Annotated in this window: 17 protein-coding genes; 10 read left to right on the forward strand and 7 right to left on the reverse strand. The window is 67.1% G+C overall.

The window, feature by feature from the left end; all coding sequences use genetic code 11:
* Window positions 1-32 precede the first annotated feature (32 nt).
* Window positions 33-1,190 (reverse strand): DUF3108 domain-containing protein, encoded by a 1,158-nt coding sequence (locus AC1DX2_RS12975; RefSeq protein WP_477196778.1) that lies wholly within the window; start codon window positions 1,188-1,190, stop codon window positions 33-35.
* An 82-nt stretch (window positions 1,191-1,272) separates the two neighbouring features.
* Here AC1DX2_RS12975 and AC1DX2_RS12980 point away from each other — a divergent pair, with 82 nt between their 5' ends.
* Entirely contained in the window at window positions 1,273-2,280 is a 1,008-nt protein-coding gene (locus AC1DX2_RS12980; protein WP_477196779.1) for a fumarylacetoacetate hydrolase family protein, read from the forward strand.
* 325 nt (window positions 2,281-2,605) lie between these two features.
* Here AC1DX2_RS12980 and AC1DX2_RS12985 read toward each other — a convergent pair whose 3' ends face one another.
* Both AC1DX2_RS12985 and AC1DX2_RS12990 read right to left on the reverse strand, forming a co-directional pair.
* Window positions 2,606-3,211, reverse strand: a complete 606-nt coding sequence (locus AC1DX2_RS12985) for a MarC family protein (protein WP_477196780.1) — start codon at window positions 3,209-3,211, stop codon at window positions 2,606-2,608.
* A gap of 22 nt (window positions 3,212-3,233) precedes the next feature.
* Window positions 3,234-3,662 carry a VOC family protein gene (locus AC1DX2_RS12990; RefSeq protein ID WP_477196781.1) on the reverse strand — a complete coding sequence of 143 codons (429 nt, stop codon included), beginning with the start codon at window positions 3,660-3,662 and terminating at the stop codon, window positions 3,234-3,236.
* A 108-nt stretch (window positions 3,663-3,770) separates the two neighbouring features.
* Between AC1DX2_RS12990 and AC1DX2_RS12995 the strand changes: the two genes are divergently transcribed.
* The 3 genes from AC1DX2_RS12995 (at window position 3,771) to AC1DX2_RS13005 (ending at window position 7,294) form a co-directional block, all read left to right on the forward strand.
* Complete coding sequence (locus tag AC1DX2_RS12995) at window positions 3,771-4,571, forward strand: enoyl-CoA hydratase/isomerase family protein (RefSeq protein ID WP_477196782.1); 801 nt, start codon at window positions 3,771-3,773, stop codon at window positions 4,569-4,571.
* 98 nt (window positions 4,572-4,669) lie between these two features.
* Window positions 4,670-5,032, forward strand: coding sequence for a hypothetical protein (locus AC1DX2_RS13000; RefSeq protein ID WP_477196783.1), 363 nt, complete (start codon window positions 4,670-4,672; stop codon window positions 5,030-5,032).
* Window positions 5,033-5,122: 90 nt separating this feature from the next.
* The gene (locus AC1DX2_RS13005; protein WP_477196784.1) at window positions 5,123-7,294 is read left to right on the forward strand and encodes a TonB-dependent receptor; all 2,172 of its coding nucleotides are present in this window, start codon (window positions 5,123-5,125) and stop codon (window positions 7,292-7,294) included.
* Between the two features lie 15 nt (window positions 7,295-7,309).
* Here the strand turns inward: AC1DX2_RS13005 and AC1DX2_RS13010 are convergent, their stop codons facing one another.
* Both AC1DX2_RS13010 and AC1DX2_RS13015 read right to left on the reverse strand, forming a co-directional pair.
* The gene (locus tag AC1DX2_RS13010) at window positions 7,310-8,953 is read right to left on the reverse strand and encodes a DUF3443 domain-containing protein (protein ID WP_477196785.1); all 1,644 of its coding nucleotides are present in this window, start codon (window positions 8,951-8,953) and stop codon (window positions 7,310-7,312) included.
* Complete coding sequence (locus AC1DX2_RS13015) at window positions 8,950-9,384, reverse strand: DUF2844 domain-containing protein (protein ID WP_477196786.1); 435 nt, start codon at window positions 9,382-9,384, stop codon at window positions 8,950-8,952. Before AC1DX2_RS13015 ends, AC1DX2_RS13010 begins: the two co-directional genes overlap by 4 nt.
* Window positions 9,385-9,699: 315 nt before the next feature.
* On the opposite strand from AC1DX2_RS13015, the gene AC1DX2_RS13020 reads away from it, so the two are divergent.
* From AC1DX2_RS13020 to AC1DX2_RS13030, 3 genes are all read left to right on the forward strand, one after another.
* Window positions 9,700-10,164, forward strand: coding sequence for a copper chaperone PCu(A)C (locus AC1DX2_RS13020; protein ID WP_477197678.1), 465 nt, complete (start codon window positions 9,700-9,702; stop codon window positions 10,162-10,164).
* Window positions 10,165-10,250: 86 nt separating this feature from the next.
* Entirely contained in the window at window positions 10,251-10,955 is a 705-nt protein-coding gene (locus AC1DX2_RS13025) for a PhaM family polyhydroxyalkanoate granule multifunctional regulatory protein (protein WP_477196787.1), read from the forward strand.
* A 22-nt stretch (window positions 10,956-10,977) separates the two neighbouring features.
* Window positions 10,978-12,243: an FIST signal transduction protein gene (locus AC1DX2_RS13030; RefSeq protein WP_477196788.1), complete on the forward strand. Its 1,266-nt coding sequence runs from the start codon at window positions 10,978-10,980 to the stop codon at window positions 12,241-12,243.
* Window positions 12,244-12,323: 80 nt separating this feature from the next.
* On the opposite strand, the gene AC1DX2_RS13035 is transcribed toward AC1DX2_RS13030, so the two are convergent.
* Window positions 12,324-13,904 carry an EAL domain-containing protein gene (locus AC1DX2_RS13035; RefSeq protein ID WP_477196789.1) on the reverse strand — a complete coding sequence of 527 codons (1,581 nt, stop codon included), beginning with the start codon at window positions 13,902-13,904 and terminating at the stop codon, window positions 12,324-12,326.
* Window positions 13,901-14,632, reverse strand: coding sequence for a helix-turn-helix domain-containing protein (locus tag AC1DX2_RS13040; RefSeq protein ID WP_477196790.1), 732 nt, complete (start codon window positions 14,630-14,632; stop codon window positions 13,901-13,903). The genes AC1DX2_RS13035 and AC1DX2_RS13040 overlap by 4 nt, the downstream gene beginning before the upstream one ends.
* A 127-nt stretch (window positions 14,633-14,759) precedes the next feature.
* On the opposite strand from AC1DX2_RS13040, the gene AC1DX2_RS13045 reads away from it, so the two are divergent.
* From AC1DX2_RS13045 to AC1DX2_RS13055, 3 genes are all read left to right on the forward strand, one after another.
* Entirely contained in the window at window positions 14,760-15,590 is an 831-nt protein-coding gene (locus tag AC1DX2_RS13045) for a hypothetical protein (RefSeq protein ID WP_477196791.1), read from the forward strand.
* A 93-nt stretch (window positions 15,591-15,683) separates the two neighbouring features.
* Window positions 15,684-17,618, forward strand: a complete 1,935-nt coding sequence (locus AC1DX2_RS13050) for an MFS transporter (RefSeq protein WP_477196792.1) — start codon at window positions 15,684-15,686, stop codon at window positions 17,616-17,618.
* Between the two features lie 153 nt (window positions 17,619-17,771).
* Window positions 17,772-18,254 (forward strand): YiaA/YiaB family inner membrane protein, encoded by a 483-nt coding sequence (locus AC1DX2_RS13055; RefSeq protein WP_477196793.1) that lies wholly within the window; start codon window positions 17,772-17,774, stop codon window positions 18,252-18,254.

Raw genomic sequence — 18,254 nt, forward strand, 5'->3', positions numbered from 1 at the left:
ATTTCAAGGGCTGGTTCAGCAACTTCACACAGTCACGGGGGGCCGTCGCTGCGCCACTGCATGTCCACAAAGCCGCCATCGGCCTGGGTGATGCGAATGCGCACCGGCAGGTAGCCCCGGGATGGGGCGAACCACAGCTCCACCCGCTGGTCAAAGTCCAGCGCCGGGGCATGCACCAGTTTGAGGCCGGTGACGCGGCCGCCGGCCAGGTTCAGCGGCTCTTCGGCATCCACCGTGAAGTCCCAGTCTTCGGCGCTGCGCGGCCCCACGGTCTGCATGCTGATGTGTGTGCCAGGTGGGTATTTGGCCGGTTCGGCCGCCAGCATGCCGGCCAGTTGCATGAAGATGCTCAGGCGGTCTTGCGCCATGGGTTGCAAGGGCGCGTCTGGCGTGTTGGCGCTGAAGGTCACGCGGGCGGGGTCGTCGCGGAAATGTGCCGCCAGCTCGCTGCGCGACTTGTCGGAAAAGCGCGTCGGTGCCAGTGCATGCGCGGAGATGCGCCCGGCGCTGGTCTGCACCCGGGAGCCGAGCAGGAAGGCCTTGATCTCCATCCGCGCCGTGTAGCTTTGGCCGTCGTGCTGCCACAGCAATTCACCCTGGGCGCGCAATGGGATGCCCTTGGCCTCTGCCAGCACGTCATAGCCCATGCGCACCGGGGCCAGCGCCTGGTAGCGCGTGGCCAGCAGGCGGCGCTGCCCGGCGGATGGGGCACTGGCGGCCGGTGCGGCTGAGGAGGCGGTTGCTGGAGGGGCCGGTACTGCGGGCTGGGGGGCGGAGGCGGTAGCCTGCGATGCGGCGGCTTGGGTGTCAGCACTGGCGCCGGGCTTGGGGTCTGGGCGGGTCTCGTTGCCGTTGGCAGCGGGTTCGGCCAGTGCGGTGATGGTGGGTGCGGCGGCGGCTTCCATGTCCGGCGTGTCAGCCAGCGCTGGCGCTGCCGCTTTGGGGGCTGGTGGCGGCGGGGCCGCGCGCGGTCGGCGCCGCACGGTTGTCGTGGCTGGCGGTGGGGTCTCAGGCGCGGGCGGTGCGGCCACCGGTGCTGGTGCGGCCGTGATTACCCGGGTGGTCAAGGGGGCCACGGCACCGGCCGCCGGCTGCCGCGCCGCATGCGAGGCATACTGCAGCAGGCCCAGATGCGCCAGCAGCACGGCGGCTGTCAGCGCCAGCAAAACCCGGCGGGGCGCGATGTTCATGTGCTTTAGAATTTTCCGTCCTGCCCGGCTTGTCAGGCCATGGGCCAGTTTATAACCACGCGAAGAGACCCTCTTTACCCCCATGAAACTCGCCACTTACAAAGACGGCTCCCGCGACGGCCAACTGGTCGTGGTGTCGCGCGACCTGAGCAGCGCGCACTATGCCACCGGCATCGCCAACCGCATGCAGCAGGTGCTGGACGATTGGAACTTCATCTCGCCGCAGTTGCAGGACCTGTATGACCTGCTGAACAGCGGCAAGCTGCCCCACGCCTTCACCTTCGACCCCAAGCAGTGCATGGCGCCGCTGCCGCGCGCCTACCAGTGGGCCGACGGCTCGGCCTACATCAACCATGTGGAGCTGGTGCGCAAGGCGCGCAATGCCGAGGTGCCCGACAGTTTCTACACCGACCCACTGATGTACCAGGGCGGCAGCGACGATTTCATCGGCCCCTGCGACGACGTGATCTGCCCCAAGGAAGAATTCGGCATCGATTTCGAGGCCGAGGTGGCCGTCATCACCGCCGACGTGCCCATGGGCAGCAGCCCGGAGCGCGCGTTGGACGGCATACGCCTGGTGATGCTGGCCAACGATGTGAGCCTGCGCAACCTGATCCCCAACGAGCTGGCCAAGGGCTTCGGCTTTTTCCAGAGCAAGCCGGCCACGGCCTTCAGCCCGGTGGCCATCACGCTGGACGAGCTGGGCGAGGCCTGGGACAAGGGGCGCGTGAACCTGGTGGTGCAGTCGACCTGGAACGGCCGCAAGGTGGGCATGTGCGACGCCGGGCCGGAGATGACGTTCCATTTCGGCCAGCTGATCGCCCACATCTGCAAGACACGCAATGTGCGCGCCGGCTCCATCATCGGTTCGGGCACGGTCAGCAACAAGGGCGTCGAGTCCAACGGCCGCACCGACTGGCCCAAGGGTTACAGCTGCATCGCCGAGAAGCGCTGCATAGAGACCATCCAGGACGGCAAGCCCTCGACCGAGTTCATGAAGTTCGGCGACACCATCCGCATCGAGATGAAGGGCAAGGACGGCCAATCCATCTTCGGCGCGATTGACCAGACGATTGCCTCGGCCAAGTAGGACTGCCGCTCAGTCCACTGGCATTGGCGAGATCAGGCCGTCACGGCACTCAGCTCCGTGGCTGTCCCCCGGCCTTCGGCCTCCTCCTTGATGCCACTGCGCTGAATGCCATGACGACCTGATCCGGCGAATGTTGTTGGCGTGCGGTGTTCCCGCATTCAAGCGTTGCGCCAGTCAATTAACCCGATGTCGCTGGGGCGTGTGGCGGAGCGGAATCAAGGAGGAGGGCCGCAGGCCCGGGGGACATCCGCGTAGCCACGCGCACCAGCGGCGTCGGCAACCGCCAATAGCATCGCCCGGCGTTGGCTGTTACCAGAGTGCAGGCTCACCCGCCGTGCACAATCTGCTGCGCAAAGGTCTTGAAGCCGCGCAGCATCATCTCGATGGACAGCGCCACCAGCACCAGGCCCATCAGGCGTTCCAGCGCGATGACGAAACGGTCGCCGGCCAGGCGCTGAATGCGCTCGGCCAACACCAGGATCACGGTGCTGACCACCATGGTGGTGCACAGCGCGCCGATCCACTCCAGGCGGCGCTCCGGCGCCTGCGACACCAGCAGCAACACCGTGGCCAGGGCCGAAGGGCCGGCCACAGCGGGGATGGCCAGGGGAACGATCAACGGCTCGGCGGCCAGCTCGGCCTCGGCCGAGGGGGGTGGCGGAAAGATCATGCGCAGCGCGATCAGAAACATGATGACGCCGCCGCCTATCTGCAAGGACAACTCGCTCAGGCCCATCAGTTGCAGAAAGCGTTCGCCCAGGAACATGAAAGCCAGCAGCACCACAAAGGCGATCAGCACCTCGCGCACGATCACCCAGGGGCGGCGGCGCGGCGGGACGGGCTTCAACGCGTTGGCGAAGATGGGGATATTGCCAATGGGGTCGGCCACCAGGATCAGCAGGATGGTGGCGGAGGCGAAGCTGTAGTTCATGCGCGTCGGCCCATCGAGCCGGTCAGCTGTTGTACACCGAGGCCAGTGAGCGAAAGCCCTTGATTTCCATCGGGTTGCCGAAGGGGTCGCAGAAGAACATCGTCCACTGCTCGCCGGGCTGGCCGGCAAAGCGCTGCTGCGGTGGCAGCACAAAGGGCACTTGCGCCAGCTTCAGCCGGTCGGCCATGGCCTCCCACAGCGGGTATTCCAGGATCAGGCCGAAGTGCGGCATGGGCACCAGCACGTCGCCCACATGGCCGGTGGCGGCGGTCTTGAACGGCTCGCCCAGGTGCAAGGACAGCTGGTGGCCGTGGAAATCAAAGTCCACCCAGGTGTCGGTGCTGCGGCCTTCGGTGCAGCCCAGCACGCCGCCATAAAAGCGGCGCGCCTCCATCAGGTTGGTGACGTTGAAGGCCAGGTGGAACAGTGCAGTGGCGTTCGGCTCGCGCATGCATTCAGCATAGCAGGGAAGGGGCGGTGTCGCCATGTCGGCGCCGGTCGTCGGCGCGTGCGGGCACAATCGCCCGAGCAACATTTCGCCTACCGACGGAGACCCCTCATGACCAACCGCTACCAGCGCTACAGCACCCTGCACATCACCCGCCGCGGCGCCGATGGCGCCGTGCTGGACATCCAGATGCGCGCCACCAACGGCAAACTGCCCACCGCCGGGCACGACGGCCACCGCGAACTGGCCGAAATCTGGCGTGACGTGTCGGCCGACGACTCCGTGCGCTGCGCCGTGCTGCGCGGCGAGGGCATGGGTTTTTCCGGCGGTGGCGACCTGGCCCTGGTGCAGGACATGGCGGACGACTTCGCGGTGCGCACCCAGGTGTGGAAAGAGGCGCGCGACCTGGTCTACAACCTGATCAACTGCGACAAGCCCATCGTCAGCGCCATGCATGGCCCGGCGGTGGGCGCGGGCCTGGTGGCCGGGCTGCTGGCCGACATCTCGATTGCCGCCAAGGGTGCCAAGATCGTCGACGGCCACACCCGGCTGGGCGTGGCGGCCGGCGACCATGCGGCCGTCATCTGGCCGCTGCTGTGCGGCATGGCCAAGGCCAAGTACTACCTGCTGCTGTGCGAGCCCATCAGCGGCGAGGAGGCCGAGCGCATCGGCCTGGTGTCGCTGGCGGTGGACGAGGACCAGTTGCTGGCGCGTGCCTACGAGGTGGCCGACAAGCTGGCCGCCGGCAGCCAGAGCGCGCTGCGCTGGACCAAGTACGCGCTGAACAACTGGCTGCGCCAGGCCGGGCCCACCTTCGACACTTCGCTGGCGCTGGAATTCATGGGCTTTGCCGGGCCAGACGTGCGCGAAGGCGTGGCCAGCCTGCGTGAGCGGCGCGCACCGCGCTTCTGAATTCCTCCGCCGTTCGCGGCACCGTGGCCGTATGCCTGCGCCATCGTCCGCAGCTACACACGCGCTTCACGCAAATGCGGCAAAATGGTCAGGTGCTGATGCGCAAGCTGTCCCTCGCCCTGCTGCTGCCCCTGTTGATGCTGTTCGCGCAGCAGGGTGCGCTGTGGCATGAGATTGGCCACTTGAGCCGTGGCGGTGCGCCCCAGGGTGTGCCGACCGGTGTGTCGGCCGATGTGCCGGCCAGCGCATCGCAGCAGCAACAGCGTGAGCAGTTGAAGTCCCTGGACAAGCTGTGCGAGACCTGCCTGGCCTACGCGCAGCTGGCCTCGGTCGCCAAGACCGATGTGCTGCCGCTTGACCTGCTGAGTTTTGGCTTCGGCTTTGCCCGCATCGTCGCGGTGCTGGCCATCAGCGCCGATGCACCGGCGCTGCGGGCGCGCGGTCCGCCCCCTTTCCTGTAGTCGACTTTTCCCCGTTTCGCAGCGCGTGCCGTGAGCATTCACGGTGCGTGCCTGTGCGTTTTGTCTCGTCTACAGGAATTTCTTTTCATCATGTTCAACACCCGCAAACAGGGCGTGGCTTTGGCCATTGCGCTCGCATACCCCTTCTTCGCCACCACCACCGCCTTCGCCGCCGATGCGCCCGCGTCCACGGACACCGCAGCGGCAGACACGCCGTCCCCCACCGCCACCAAGCTGCCCAATGTGGAAGTGGCCGTCACACGCCAGCGGCTGGACGCCGCGCGCAACGGCCTGTCGCCCAGCACCGGCAGCACGCTGTTCCGCTTTGACCAGCAGGACATCCAGAACCTGCCGCTGGGCGATAACACGCCCTTGAACCAGCTGGTGCTGCAGACCCCCGGCGTGGTGCAGGACTCGTATGGCCAGCTGCACGTGCGCGGCGACCACGCCAATGTGCAGTACCGCATCAACGGCGTGCTGATCCCCGAGGCCATCAGCGGCTTTGGCCAGGCGCTGGAGGCCCGCTTTGCCGACCGCGTCAGCATCCTCACCGGTGCGCTGCCGGCGCAGTATGGTTACCGCACCGCCGGTGTGGTCGATATCCAGACCAAGGGCGCGGCCGACGAAAGCAGCAACAGCGGCAACCTGGGCCTGAGCTGGGGCAGCAACGGCCTACTGCAAACCTCGCTGGAGCTGGGCGGCAGCCGCGGCCCGTTCAGCTACTACCTCAGCGGCTCCTACCTGCGCAATGACCTGGGCATCGAGAACCCGACCTCGCTGCGCGACGCGCTGCACGACCAGACGCAGCAGAACAAGGGCCTGGCCTATTTGTCCTGGCTGGTGGGCGACGCCAGCCGCGTCAACCTGCTGATGGGCGCCAGCAACAACCGTTTTCAGATTCCCAACGTGCCGGGCCAGATGCCCGGCTTCACGCTGGACGGCATTGCCACGGTAGACTCCGCGCTGCTTGACGCGCGCCAGCAGGAGCGCAACCGCTTCACCGTGTTGGGGTTGGAAAGCGCGCTGGGCGCCGACGTGGACTACCAGTTGTCGGCCTTCAGCCGCACCACAGACGTGCGCTACCAGCCCGATGCGGCGGGTGACCTGGCGTTCAACGGCATTGCCGCCAACATCCTGCGCCGCAACGAGGCCTATGGGGTGCAGGCCGACCTGGCGTGGCGACTGAACCCCGCGCATACGCTGCGCGCCGGCCTGTTCGCGCAGCGCGAGCGTTTCGACACCTTCAACAATGCCCAGGTGTTCCCCGCCGATGACGATGGCAACCAAACCTCCGGCATACCGTTGACCATCGCCGACAACACCCGCATCGACGGCCACCAGTGGGGCGTGTACCTGCAGGACGAATGGCAGCCCTGGAAGGGCCTGACCGTCAATTACGGCCTGCGCTATGACCGCGTGAAAACCGTGGTGGACGAAAGCCAGCTCAGCCCGCGCTTAGGCGCGGTGTGGGACATCAGCCCACAGCTGCGCGTGCACGCCGGCTATGCGCGCTACTTCACGCCGCCGCCCACCGAGTCCATAGACACCACCACGGTGCAGAAATTCTTGGGCACCACCAACGCGCTGCCATCGGATGCCAACACCGCCGTGCGGTCTGAGCGTTCGGACTATTTCGACATCGGCCTGTCCTATGCACTGACGCCCAAACTCACGTTGGGCGCCGACGCCTACTACCGCAAGGTCGAGCACCTGCAGGACGAAGGGCAGTTTGGCAACGCGCTGATCTTCTCCGCCTTCAACTACGCGCGCGGCAAGATCTACGGCCTGGAGCTGTCGGCCAGCTACAAGGACAGCGCCTTCTCCGCCTATGCCAACCTGGCCTTCGCCCGCGCCTTTGGCGCGCAGGTGGAGACCGGTCAGTTCAACTTCGGCGAAGACGAGCTGGCCGCCATCGCCAGCCAGTGGGTGCACCTGGACCATGACCAGTCCATCACCGCCTCGGCCGGCTTCTCCTGGCGTATGGAGAACAAGCTCACCCTCAGCGGCGATGCGCTGTTCGGCAGCGGGCTGCGCAGCGGTTTCGTCAACAGCGAGCACCTGCCGGGCTACGCCACGGCCAACCTGGCGCTGGCGAAGGCGTTCGATGGCGGCCCGGGCGTGGGCAAATTCGACGCCCGGCTGACCGTGGTCAACCTGTTTGACCGGGTGTACGCGTTGCGCGACGGCTCCGGCATCGGTGTGGGCGCGCCACAGTTCGGCCAGCGCCGCAGCGTGGTGCTGAGCCTGAACAAGCCGTTCTGAGGCGGTGGGGGCCAGCTAATACGCCACCCAAGGACCGGTGCCCTTGGGTGTGGCTTGCGTCTCTATCGCCGTGACTACGCGGCGACCGAAGAAGAAGGGCAGGCCCCAGTCCATGGCCGTACTGTCGCCCATGGGGCCGGCCAGGGTGGGGAACACCGCGTATTGCGAATTGCGCACCAGTAAATCCGCGTTGCCCACCGTGAAGCTGACGCTGCTGCTGACGCCATTGAGGCCGATGTTGGTGGCCTGCAGTGTCAAGGGGCCAGTGGGGCAGTAGAAGCCCGGCGCCCGGCTGCTGCTGGAGCAGACGGCCGGGCCGCTGGGGTCGAAGAAGATGCCGTTGGAGCCCGAATCGATGAAGCTGTTGGGCATGCTCTTGCCGCCCAGCACCGTGGTGAAGTCGCCCGAGCTGTCCAGCGTCAGCACGGCTTCCGAACCCATCTGGTTGTTGCTCTGGGTGCCGATGCCAAACACCATGCTGCCGCTGACGGATATCGCCCCGTTCTGCGCCGGGCTGGGCAGGATGATGATGACGCCGTTGTTGTCCTGCGGGAACTGCGCCACCGGGTTTTTCAACTGCTGGGCCAGCGCGGCACGGGTGTTCACGCAGGTTGCGCCGCTGCAGGCGTAGTAGAAACCGTTGTTGGTGATGCTGACGCAACCCGGCCCGCAGTCTTCCTTGAACACGCTCAGGCCAATGATGCCGTTGGCGCCAAAGCTCTCGGGCGTGTTGGTGGCCGTGCTGCCGTTGGAACAGGCGCGCGGTGCACTGCCGAAGCGGCTGTCGCCCACCACCTGGATGGGCACGCTGCTGGCCTTTTCGCCGGCCATGGACACATCGGCCGTCACCACCGGGCCCCACAGGAAGCTGCCGTCCACGAACTGCGCGCAGTTCATCAGGGATTGCGTGCTGCTGGCGGCCGTCAGCGGCAGGCCATCGAGGGCGGGCGCCAGCACGCCGGCCAGCACGCGCAGGCCGGAGGAGCCGGTGTCGACGATGATGTGGTCAATCGTCTGGCACTGGGTGGTGCTGCCAGGCATGCAGATGGTGACGTCGGTGTACAGAATGTTGACGTCTGAGCCCGAGGGGCCGGCATCCACGGTCAGGGCCGCCACATTGTTGACGGCGCAGGTAGACGGATTGGCCGCGCAGCTGAAGCCCGACACCGTGCCCACATAGGCGAGTTGGTTGCCGGTGACCGGCCCCAGCACATACACCGCGTCACCCGCAACGGCCAGGAAGGTTTGCGTCTGCGGGTAGAAGCGGTAGATGAAGCCGTTGCCGGCCTGGTCGGCCGGGCTGCCGGGGAACAGCGTGGGAAAACTGCTTTGCGCCCAGTCCATCAGGGTGCTGGCGGTGAAGGGCACCGCGCTGGCCAGCTGCCGCACCTGGGCCAGCCGGGACGCGAGCAGGCTGCTGCTGCGCAGGCACTGGCCATTGACCAGTGTGTAGCCGGCCTCCAGGCTGCTGCACAAGGCGGCGTCCACCACCGCATCCTGCTGCCGAAGTTGTTGTGGCGTTACCGGGTTGGTGCCGCCGCCATCGCCGCCGCCGCAAGAGGCCAGCGTGCCGGCCAGGGTCGCCGCGGCGAACCGGCGCAGGCTGGTTTGCAGGCCCGTCGTCAAGCCCGTGTGCAGACGTTCAAGCCAGCGTTTCATGGCTGCAAGTCCGCAATCGCCACGCCGCTGGGCAGCAGTGCGGGGGCATAGGCCTGGCCGCTGAAGCGGCGCATGCGCCCGTTGGAGCGCAGCACCAGCGACGCGTGCTGTACCGCCACCGGCCCACGGCGCAGGCCCTGGGCCTTTTGCTGACGCAGTTGCTCTTGGTAGACCGGCAGGTAGGTGCCCAGCACGTCCTGCATGTCCGGCAGCACCGGGCCGCGCCAGGTCAGCGCGAACACCTGGCCGCTGCGGCTGGTGAATTCGCGCAGCACGGTGCCGTTTTCCAGCGTGGTCTCGTGCACGGTGTACAGCGCCGAGGCATTGGCGCTGCTGGCCTGGCGTTTGATGGCCGCCGACGTGGTCTGGCTGGACAGCGGCGCCGCGCCCAGCGTGGCGCCGGCCTGGCTGGTGGCGGTGGCCAGCAGCATGGCCCATGCAAGGTGAAACAGAGAGCGGGTACGGTTCATGCCCGGATGGGAGTGGAGGAGGGTGGGATTGCATCTTAACGGCGCGTGGCGGCGCCACGCGGATGTCCTTACAAACCGTTGCACTGGCGCAGGCCCCGGTTTACGCGGTCTGCCCAATGCATGCGCGATGGCGTGCACCGCAGCCTGGGGTTTTGCCAGCCCCAGGCCGCGCCGGGACACCGGGGCGGCGACAATGGCGGATGGCCGGATTGGCCGACTGATGCGGAGACTTTGATGATGTGGAAGAACCCGTTGTGCCTGCTGGGCCTGATGGCCATGGGGGTAGTGGGTGCGATGGGCGCCGGCCTGGCGCAGGCGCAAACCGCCACCCCCGCTTCTGCCCCTGCGGTGGAGGTGCGCGACGCCTGGGTGCGCACCACCGTGCCAGGCCAGAAGGCCACCGGCGCTTTCATGAAACTCACCGCCAAAAGCTCGCTGCGGCTGGTGGGTGCCAGCACGCCCGGTGCCGGCCTGGCCGAGGTGCATGAAATGAAGATGGACGGCGACGTGATGAAGATGCGCGCGCTGGACAGCGGCTTGGCCCTGCCGGCCGGCCAGACCGTGGAGCTCAAGCCCGGCGGCTACCACCTGATGCTGATGGACTTGAAGGCTGCATTGCCCAAGGACAGCAAGCTGCCGCTGACGCTGGTGTTCAAGGACGCCCGGGGCCAGGAGAGCCGGCTGGAGCTGCAGTTGCCGGTGGGCGTGGCGCCGCCGCCGTTGCAAAGCAGCAAACCCTGAGTGTTCTCAGGCCTGGCCCCATCGCCAGCCGCCCCGCATTGGGGTAAGCTGTCAGGGCAACGTGGCCCCGCGTTGTTGGAGCAACCATGACAGACACTTCCGGCGCTGGTTTCGGCAAATTCGTGCCAGGCTTTGACTTCCTGCAGAACCTGGCCAAGGGGGCGAGCAGCTCCATCCCGCAGATGCCCAACCTGGCCAACTGGGTGGCCCCGACACTGAACGTGGAGGAGCTGGAAAAGCGCATCAGCGAGCTGAAGAACGTGCACTTCTGGCTGGAGCAGAACTCCAAGGCGCTGGGCGCCACCATCCAGGCGCTGGAAGTGCAGAAGATGACGCTGGCCACGCTCAAGGGCATGAACTTCAACATTGGCGACATGGCCAATGCGCTGAAGCTCAAGGCTGCTGATTCGGTGGTCACCGGCGTGCAGCGCGTCAGCGAAAAAGCCGCCAGCACCGCCAAGACACTGTCAGACGCGGCCGGCGGCGTCACCGGCGCCAAGAAGGGCCGGGCCAAGGCAGCGCCTGGCGTGGCCGGCCTGGTGGACCCGCTGCAGCTGTGGGGCTCGCTGACGCAGCAGTTCCAGCAGATCGCCGCCAGCGCCTTGCGCGATGCCGCCAAGCAGACCTCGCTGGACGTCACCAAGAACATGGCCACCGGCCTGGCCAAGGAAGCCATCAAGTCGGCCGCTGGCGTGGCCAATGCCGCCACCAAGGCCGCCGGCAAACGGGTGGCTGGCGTGGCCAAGCGGCGCAGCAGCAGCGCGCGCAAGACGCCGCGCGGCGGCGGCTGAACCTGACGCTGGAGGGTCTGCCATGCGGTTGTTCCCCTATGGCCATGCCACGCATCCGCAGTGGCAGATGGCGGCCGGCCTGGTGCTGGCGCAGTTGCGTGCGCAGATGGCCTTGCCCGGCCACGCGCACCACCCCACGCTGGCGCTGCTGTACATCACCGACCACTATGCCGGCGCGGCCCAGGACATCCTGGAGCACCTGAGCGCCGAGTTGCCCGAGGTGACGGACTGGTCCGGCACCGTGGGCATAGGCATTGCCAGCAACAACGTGGAGTATTTCGATGAGCCCGGCCTGGCCGTGTTGCTGTGCGAGCTGCCACCCGACCAGTACCGGGTGTTCTCCGGCGTGGCGCCGCTGGGCCTGGGGTTTGAGGCGCACACGGCGCTGGTGCATGCCGACCCCAGCACCCCGGACCTGCAGGAGCTGATCCAGGAAATGGCGGCGCGCACCGCCTCGGGTTACCTGTTCGGCGGCCTGTCGGCAAGTCGCACGCACAGCGTGCAATTTGCCGTCGGCGGCAATGGCAACATCAGCGGCCATGGTGCGGCCAGCGGGGTGTTCAGCGGTGGCTTGAGCGGCGTGGCCTTTGGCGAGGGGGTGGCGCTGGTGTCGCGGGTCACGCAGGGCTGCCTGCCGGTGTCCAAGGTGCGCCGCGTGACGGCCTGGCAGAGCAATGTGGCGACCGAGCTGGACGGCGAGCCGGCGCTGGACGTGATGTTGGCCGACCTGCAGGTGTCGCTGGACGAGCCCAACGAGGCGCTGGCCGCCGTGCGCGCCACGCTGGTGGGCCTGAAGCGCGCTGGCGATGGCAGCGACCGCCCGCTGGTGGGCCGCACCGGCAATTTCGGCAGCGATGTGCTGGTGCGCCACATCATCGGGCTGGACCCGGCCCGCCATGGCGTCGCCGTGTCCGAGCACCTGGAAGATGGCATGGAGCTGGCCTTTTGCCGCCGCAACGCCCAGGCCGCGCGCGCCGACCTGACGCGCATCTGCGCCGAGATCCGCGAGGAGCTGGAGCCGCAGGAAATGACCATGGACACCGCCTACGCGCTGGCCGCCAGCGAGGCCGAGGCCGGCCCGCACCCGGCGCGCGGCATTGCCGGCGCGGTGTATGTCAGCTGCTCCGGCCGAGGTGGCCCGCACTTCGGTGGGCCCAGCGCGGAAATGCAGATCGTGCGCAAGGCGCTGGGCGACGTGCCGCTGGTGGGCTTCTTTGCCGGCGGTGAAATCGCCCGCCACCACCTGTATGGCTACACCGGCGTGCTGACTGTCTTCCCCGGAAACTAGGCCCCCACGGTCGCTCACTGCGTGTAGCTCCCTGCCCCCCGAGGGGGCCGCAAATCCCCTTGGGGCGGCCCGGCGGGGATTTAGCCCCCACGCGCCGCTTGCTCACGCGCCAGCAGTTGCAGCAGTTCAGCCATGGGCATGGGCTTGCCGAACAGCCAGCCCTGGGCCAGCTGCACGCCGCGCTCGCGCAGGAAGTCTGCCTGCGCCGGCGTCTCCACACCCTCGGCGATCATCGCCAGCTTCAGCGACTTGGCCATCTCGATGATGTGCAGCACCACATGGCTGGTGGCGGCATCGGTGCCTATGGTGTCGACGAAGGACTTGTCGATCTTCAGGTGGTCCAGCTCGAAGCTGCCCAAGTAGGACAGGCTGGAGTAACCGGTGCCGAAATCGTCCACCGCAACACTGATGCCCAAGGCCCGCACGTCGCGGATGATGCCGCGCGCCACCTCGGCATTGACCAGGCCGCGCTCGGTGGCCTCCACCATGATGGCGCGTGGGCTGGCGCCACTGTCGCGCAGCAGGTCCTTCAGCAACTGCACCGTGGTGGGCGATTGCAGGTCGGTGTGCGACAGGTTGATGCCCACATGGCAATCCGGGTGCGCCTGGAACAGCGCCGACGTGTCGCGCGCCGCCAGTTGCAGCACGCGGCGCGTCACCTGGGCGATCAGGCCCGACTCCTCGGTCACCGGGATGAACACATCCGGCCGCACCATGCTGCCGTCACGCCGGCGCCAGCGCAGCAGGGCTTCGGCGCCCACGCAACGGCCGCTTTGCAGGTCGATGACGGGCTGGTACAGCAGGAACAGTTCGTGTCGCCGCAACGCGGCCCTCAGCAGTGCCGGCATGGACAACTGCCGGCGCGTCAGCAGGTAGACCGCCGCAGCCAGCCCCAGGCCGGCCAGCACGCCAAACGGTACCGCCACGCGCGCAACGCTGAAGGCGCGCTGCTGCACGCTGGCCAGCGGCACCGCCGCCAGCGCCACCGTTCCGTATTCGGGCGAGCGCGCCACCACCACCAGGTGGCTGCCATCGCTGAAGCTGGCATGCCCGCCGGGTGGCGGCACGCGCAGCCATTCCGGCTTGATGTTGCCGCGCGTGGCGCGCGTGCGCAACGTCGTTGGCGAGTAGGTGGCCAGCACGGCGTCCGGCTCGGTGGTGCTGACGTCTATTGGCAGAGATTCATGGATCACCGCCGCGTAGCCGTTCTTTTCCACCACGATGAAGGTGATGCCTGGTGCGATGGCCAGGCGCACCCGCGTGCGCAAGATCAGGCCGCTTTGCGCGATAGGCAGGTCGTCGGTCTGCAAGGGCACGCCTTCGCCATGCCGGCCCAGCGACGAGCACATCAGCCGGCCGTTGGCCACGTAGCCGAGGGTTTGCAGGTAGCTGGAGGTCAGGTCCAGCTCGCCCATCAGCGCCATTTGCGCGTCCGAGCAGGGCTCCGCCGTGCCGGCCTGGTTCAGCCGCTCCAGTCCCATCCTCAACTGCTTGTTGGCTCGCTCCGAGCGGCGCAGGATGTCCTGCGCATAGCCGTCCACGCGCTCGGTCTCCGCCGCCATGCCCTGGCGCTGCGCCAGCTGCCAGGACAGCAGCACCGGCAGCACCAGCGCCAACATTCCCAGTGGAATGGCCACGGCAATGGCGGCGGTGCGGTTCATTTGCGCAAGGCGGTGAAGGCGCCGAATTCCCAGTCGCGCATGCCCAGCAGCAAGGTGTAGCCCTGGCGGTGCGCCTCGTCCAGCTTCTGGTCAGCCTGGTGCTGTTGGGCGAAATCCTGCGCCACCCGTTGCAGCCGCTCCAGGAAGGAAGGCGCCAGGCTGCGGCTGATGCTGCCGTGCACCAGCAACAGGCCCTCGGCGTGGCCGTCAAAGCCGCCGGAGAAATAATCCAGCGCCGCGTGGTCGCGGAAGTAGTTCATCACCGGCCCATGGGGGCGCCAGCGGAAGGCCTTGGAGAGCTTCAGCCGGTAACGGTTCAGCGGTTTGAGCTCGATGATGCCGACGTGGTCCAGCCGCACCAGGTACTTGACGCACTCGGCCTCGCTCAGCCGGTAGTAGTCCAGTATCTGCTCCAGCGTCCATTGGCTGAGCACGCAAATGGCCATCAGCAGCAGCTTCTTGTCGGCCACCACCGCGCGCTCCTGCTCCAGGCTGAGCTGGGCCAGCAGCGGCTGGGCGTCGGCCACGCGGCGTGCCAGCTCGCCGAAATCCAGCTTCAGCACGCGGCAGATCGCGTCGATGCGCGACAGCGGCATGTCACCCTTGGCCAGCATGCGCTTGACGCTGGACTCGGCCATGCCCAGCGCGTCCGCCAGGCTGGCATAGGTCATCTGGGCTGACTTCAGTTCCTTTTTCAAGGCCGTCACCAAGTCTGCGGTGGTGCTCATTGCCTACCTCCTCGTCGGTATAGTTTTTTGATACGCGCCGGCCGACTTTGGGCAACTGTATCGCTTTTTCGGCTCGGCCACGGCGCAAGTTTCCACACTGGGGGCTCTTTGACAAAGGAGTTCAGCCATGGAAGCCGATTTGAAGACCAGCCCATCAAGCCCATCGCGTTCGCTGGGCGCGGGTTTCCTGAAAAAGTTGTCTGTCCGGCTTTCGCGCCGCGAAGCGGCCCTGTTGCTGGCCGTTCTGGCCGGCGTGCTGCTGGCCTGCCTGGCGCCGGCCGTGGCCCAGTTTGACCACTACCATGCGTTTGCCGACCAGCGCACCTGGGGCCAGCTGCCCCATGCGCTGGACGTGTTGAGCAATCTGCCATTCGCGCTGCTGGGGCTGTGGGGCTTGCTGTTGTGCTGGCGCGGGCGTGCAAGCGCCATCCCGGCGGCGCAGTGGCGCATGGCGTTGCTGTTCTTCATCGGGCTGGTGGGCACCGCGGCGTGCTCCAGCTACTACCACTGGGCGCCGGATGACGCCCGGCTGCTCGTGGACCGGGGTGGCATGGTGCTGGCGTTTGCCGGCCTGCTGGGCCTGGCCGCCTGCCACCATGTCAGTGCGCGCGCCGGCCAAACATTGGCCGCAGCGGTGATGTTGCTGGGCTGGGCCAGCCTGGCGGCTTGGCAAGCCAGTGGCAATGTGCTGCCGTGGTGCGTGCTGCAGTTCGGCGGCATGGCACTGCTGCTGGGCATGGCGCGCTGGCCCGCCGCGCAAGCAGGCGGCCTGGCGATCCGGTGGGGCCTGCTGATCGCGCTGTACGCCGCGGCCAAGGCGCTGGAACTGCTGGACGCGCCGCTGTACCAATGGAGCCAGCATCTGGTGTCGGGCCACAGCCTGAAGCATGTGGTGGCGGCTTGTGCGGCCTTGCCGGTGATCGCTGCATGGCACCGCGTTGACACGGGCAAGCCCTAGAATGCCCCACACTGTCACCGCCCGCCCGTGCGTCACCCGGGCCCCGTTTTGCCATAGTCTGTTTGCCGCGTCACAAGCCAGCAGGAGGTTCCCTTGAACAGCGAGACCGTCAACCCCACCGGCGCCAGCAGCGCAGCGCCCGAGCCTGAGCATGCCAACCAGTTCGCCCTGTTGGGCCAGCGCCGCTTCGCGCCGTTCTTCTGGACGCAGTTTTGCGGCGCCGGCAATGACAACGTGTTCAAGTTCGCCTTCACGGTGATGGTGACCTACCAGCTCAGCGTCAGCTGGATGGCGCCGCAGATGGCCGGGTTGGTGATTGGCGCGCTGTTCATCCTGCCCTTCCTGCTGTTCTCGGCCACCAGCGGTCAGCTGACCGACAAGTACGACAAGACCCGGGTCATACGCTTCGTCAAGAACCTGGAGGTGGGCATCATGCTGCTGGCGGCGGTTGGTTTCATCACCGCCAATGTCGCCATCCTGCTGGCCTGCACCTTCCTGATGGGGCTGCACTCCACGCTGTTCGGGCCGGTCAAGTTCGCCTACATGCCCCAGGTGCTGGATGAGCATGAGCTGACCGGCGGCAACGGCATGGTGGAGATGGGCACCTTCGTGGCCATCCTGCTGGGCAACATCGCCGGCGGCCTGCTGGTGGCGATTCCCGACACCGGGCACCGCGACGTGGCGATCGCCTGCGTGGTGCTGGCGCTGATCGGCCGGGCCGTGGCCCAGTTCATCCCGTCGGTACCGGCCACCGACCCGGGCCTGAAGATCAACTGGAACCCCATCACCGAGACCTGGCGCAATCTGAAGCTGGCGCACGGCAACGTGGTGGTGTTCCGCTCGCTGCTGGGCATCAGCTGGATGTGGTTCTTCGGCGCCGTGTTCCTCAGCCAGTTCCCCAGCCTGGCCAAGGAGGTGCTGCATGGCAACGAGCAGGTGGCCTCGCTGCTGCTGGTGGTGTTCTCCATCGGCATAGGCACCGGCTCGCTGCTGTGCGAGGTGCTGAGCCGCCGCCATGTGGAAATCGGCCTGGTGCCGCTGGGCGCCATCGGCATGAGCGTGTTCGCAGTGGACCTGTACTTTGCGCTGCGCGGTCTGCCGCCCTCGGCAGAGATGGGCGTCAGCCAGTTCCTGGCGCAGCCGGCGCACTGGCGGGTGATGGCCGACCTGGCGTTGCTCAGCCTGTTTGCCGGCCTGTACAGCGTGCCCATGTACGCGCTGATACAGCTGCGCAGCCAGCCCACGCACCGGGCCCGCATCATCGCCGCCAACAACATCCTGAACGCGCTGTTCATGATCGCCAGCTCGGTGATCGCCGGCGCGCTGCTGGGGGCGCACTTCACCATACCGCAGATCTTCCTTTTCACCGGCCTGGCCAATGCGGTGGTGGGGCTGTACATCTTCCTGCTGGTGCCCGAATACCTGCTGCGTTTCATCGCCTGGGTCGTCACCCACTTCATCTACCGCTTCAAGGTGCAGGGTGAGCGCCATATTCCGGTGGAGGGCGCTGCCGTGCTGGTGTGCAACCACGTCAGCTTTGTCGACGCCATTTTGCTCATGGCGGCCAGCCCGCGGCCGATACGCTTCGTGATGGACCACCGCATCTTCCAGGTGCCGGTGCTGGGCTGGCTGTTCCGCCTGGGCAAGGCCATTCCGATTGCGTCGCAAAAGGAAGACCCCGCCACTTACGCGGCCGCCTTTGACGCCGCCGTCAAGGTGCTGGAAGAGGGTGACCTGTTGGCCATCTTCCCCGAGGGCGGCATCACCAAGGACGGCCAGTTGCAGGAATTCAAGGGCGGCATCATGAAGATCCTGGAGCGCCAACCTGTGCCCGTGATCCCGATGGCGCTGACCAACCTGTGGGGCTCGTACTTCAGCCGGGTGGAGCAGGGCGGCGCCATGGTGCGGCCGTTCCGCCGCGGGGCGTTCAGCCGCGTGGGGTTGAACGTGGGTGAAGCGCTGGCACCGGGCCATGTGACGCCCGAGGTGCTGCGCACGCGCGTGGCAGGGCTGCTGGCGCTGGGCTGACAAGCCGGCCGGAGAGCTTGTCCGGGAGCACGGCCCGGTATCTCCAGGCGATACCCGCAGTCCGAGCGGCAGCCACTTCGCCGCCATTGCTGGTCTTCGCGCGGGCAGCGGCCCACACTTCGAGCGTCATCCACTCGAAGCAAAGGTCTTCACATGCAAGCGCTGATACACCGTGACTCCAAAGCCTGGCAGCTGCAGGTCTGGGTGTCCTTCTTGGTTGCCGCGTTCCTGTGCGGCGTGGGCCTGGTCTGGCTGCCGGGCCGGGACCTGGACCGCGCCTTCATGGTGATGGGCTACCTGTTTTGCCTGTCGGCCGCCTTTGTGCTGGCCAAGCATGTGCGTGACAGCGAGAAGGCGCAGCGCGAGGGCCAGGCCAGCGACACGCCGCTGTTCCGCGTGGTGGTGTGGGGCGGCTTTGCGCTGGCCATGGCGCTGACCGGTTGGGGCCTGCTGCGCATGGAGATCAACGACACCTACAAGGCCTTTCTGGGCATAGGTTGGTTGTACCTGATCACCTGCACCTTCACGCTGGCCAAGATGCTGCGCGACCGCCACGAGGCCGATGTGCTGGACACACGCCTGGCGCCGCCGCCGCTGCGTGCGGTGGCCGACAGCGCCAAGGCCGGTTCACTGTGA

The sequence above is a fragment of the Hylemonella sp. P2_B10 genome, assembly GCF_056404875.1.

What these genes read in the sequence shown, in the direction of transcription:
- AC1DX2_RS12990 (WP_477196781.1), bottom strand. Translation starts at nt 3,662, where the DNA reads ATGCGCGAGCCGAACGCCACTGCACTGTTCCACCTGGCCTTCAACGTC.
- AC1DX2_RS13005 (WP_477196784.1), top strand. Translation starts at nt 5,123, where the DNA reads ATGTTCAACACCCGCAAACAGGGCGTGGCTTTGGCCATTGCGCTCGCA.
- AC1DX2_RS13025 (WP_477196787.1), top strand. Translation starts at nt 10,251, where the DNA reads ATGACAGACACTTCCGGCGCTGGTTTCGGCAAATTCGTGCCAGGCTTT.
- AC1DX2_RS13045 (WP_477196791.1), top strand. Translation starts at nt 14,760, where the DNA reads ATGGAAGCCGATTTGAAGACCAGCCCATCAAGCCCATCGCGTTCGCTG.
- AC1DX2_RS13010 (WP_477196785.1), bottom strand. Translation starts at nt 8,953, where the DNA reads ATGAAACGCTGGCTTGAACGTCTGCACACGGGCTTGACGACGGGCCTG.
- AC1DX2_RS13000 (WP_477196783.1), top strand. Translation starts at nt 4,670, where the DNA reads ATGCGCAAGCTGTCCCTCGCCCTGCTGCTGCCCCTGTTGATGCTGTTC.
- AC1DX2_RS13055 (WP_477196793.1), top strand. Translation starts at nt 17,772, where the DNA reads ATGCAAGCGCTGATACACCGTGACTCCAAAGCCTGGCAGCTGCAGGTC.
- AC1DX2_RS12975 (WP_477196778.1), bottom strand. Translation starts at nt 1,190, where the DNA reads ATGAACATCGCGCCCCGCCGGGTTTTGCTGGCGCTGACAGCCGCCGTG.
- AC1DX2_RS13020 (WP_477197678.1), top strand. Translation starts at nt 9,700, where the DNA reads ATGGGGGTAGTGGGTGCGATGGGCGCCGGCCTGGCGCAGGCGCAAACC.
- AC1DX2_RS12985 (WP_477196780.1), bottom strand. Translation starts at nt 3,211, where the DNA reads ATGAACTACAGCTTCGCCTCCGCCACCATCCTGCTGATCCTGGTGGCC.
- AC1DX2_RS13040 (WP_477196790.1), bottom strand. Translation starts at nt 14,632, where the DNA reads ATGAGCACCACCGCAGACTTGGTGACGGCCTTGAAAAAGGAACTGAAG.
- AC1DX2_RS12980 (WP_477196779.1), top strand. Translation starts at nt 1,273, where the DNA reads ATGAAACTCGCCACTTACAAAGACGGCTCCCGCGACGGCCAACTGGTC.
- AC1DX2_RS13030 (WP_477196788.1), top strand. Translation starts at nt 10,978, where the DNA reads ATGCGGTTGTTCCCCTATGGCCATGCCACGCATCCGCAGTGGCAGATG.
- AC1DX2_RS13015 (WP_477196786.1), bottom strand. Translation starts at nt 9,384, where the DNA reads ATGCTGCTGGCCACCGCCACCAGCCAGGCCGGCGCCACGCTGGGCGCG.
- AC1DX2_RS13035 (WP_477196789.1), bottom strand. Translation starts at nt 13,904, where the DNA reads ATGAACCGCACCGCCGCCATTGCCGTGGCCATTCCACTGGGAATGTTG.
- AC1DX2_RS12995 (WP_477196782.1), top strand. Translation starts at nt 3,771, where the DNA reads ATGACCAACCGCTACCAGCGCTACAGCACCCTGCACATCACCCGCCGC.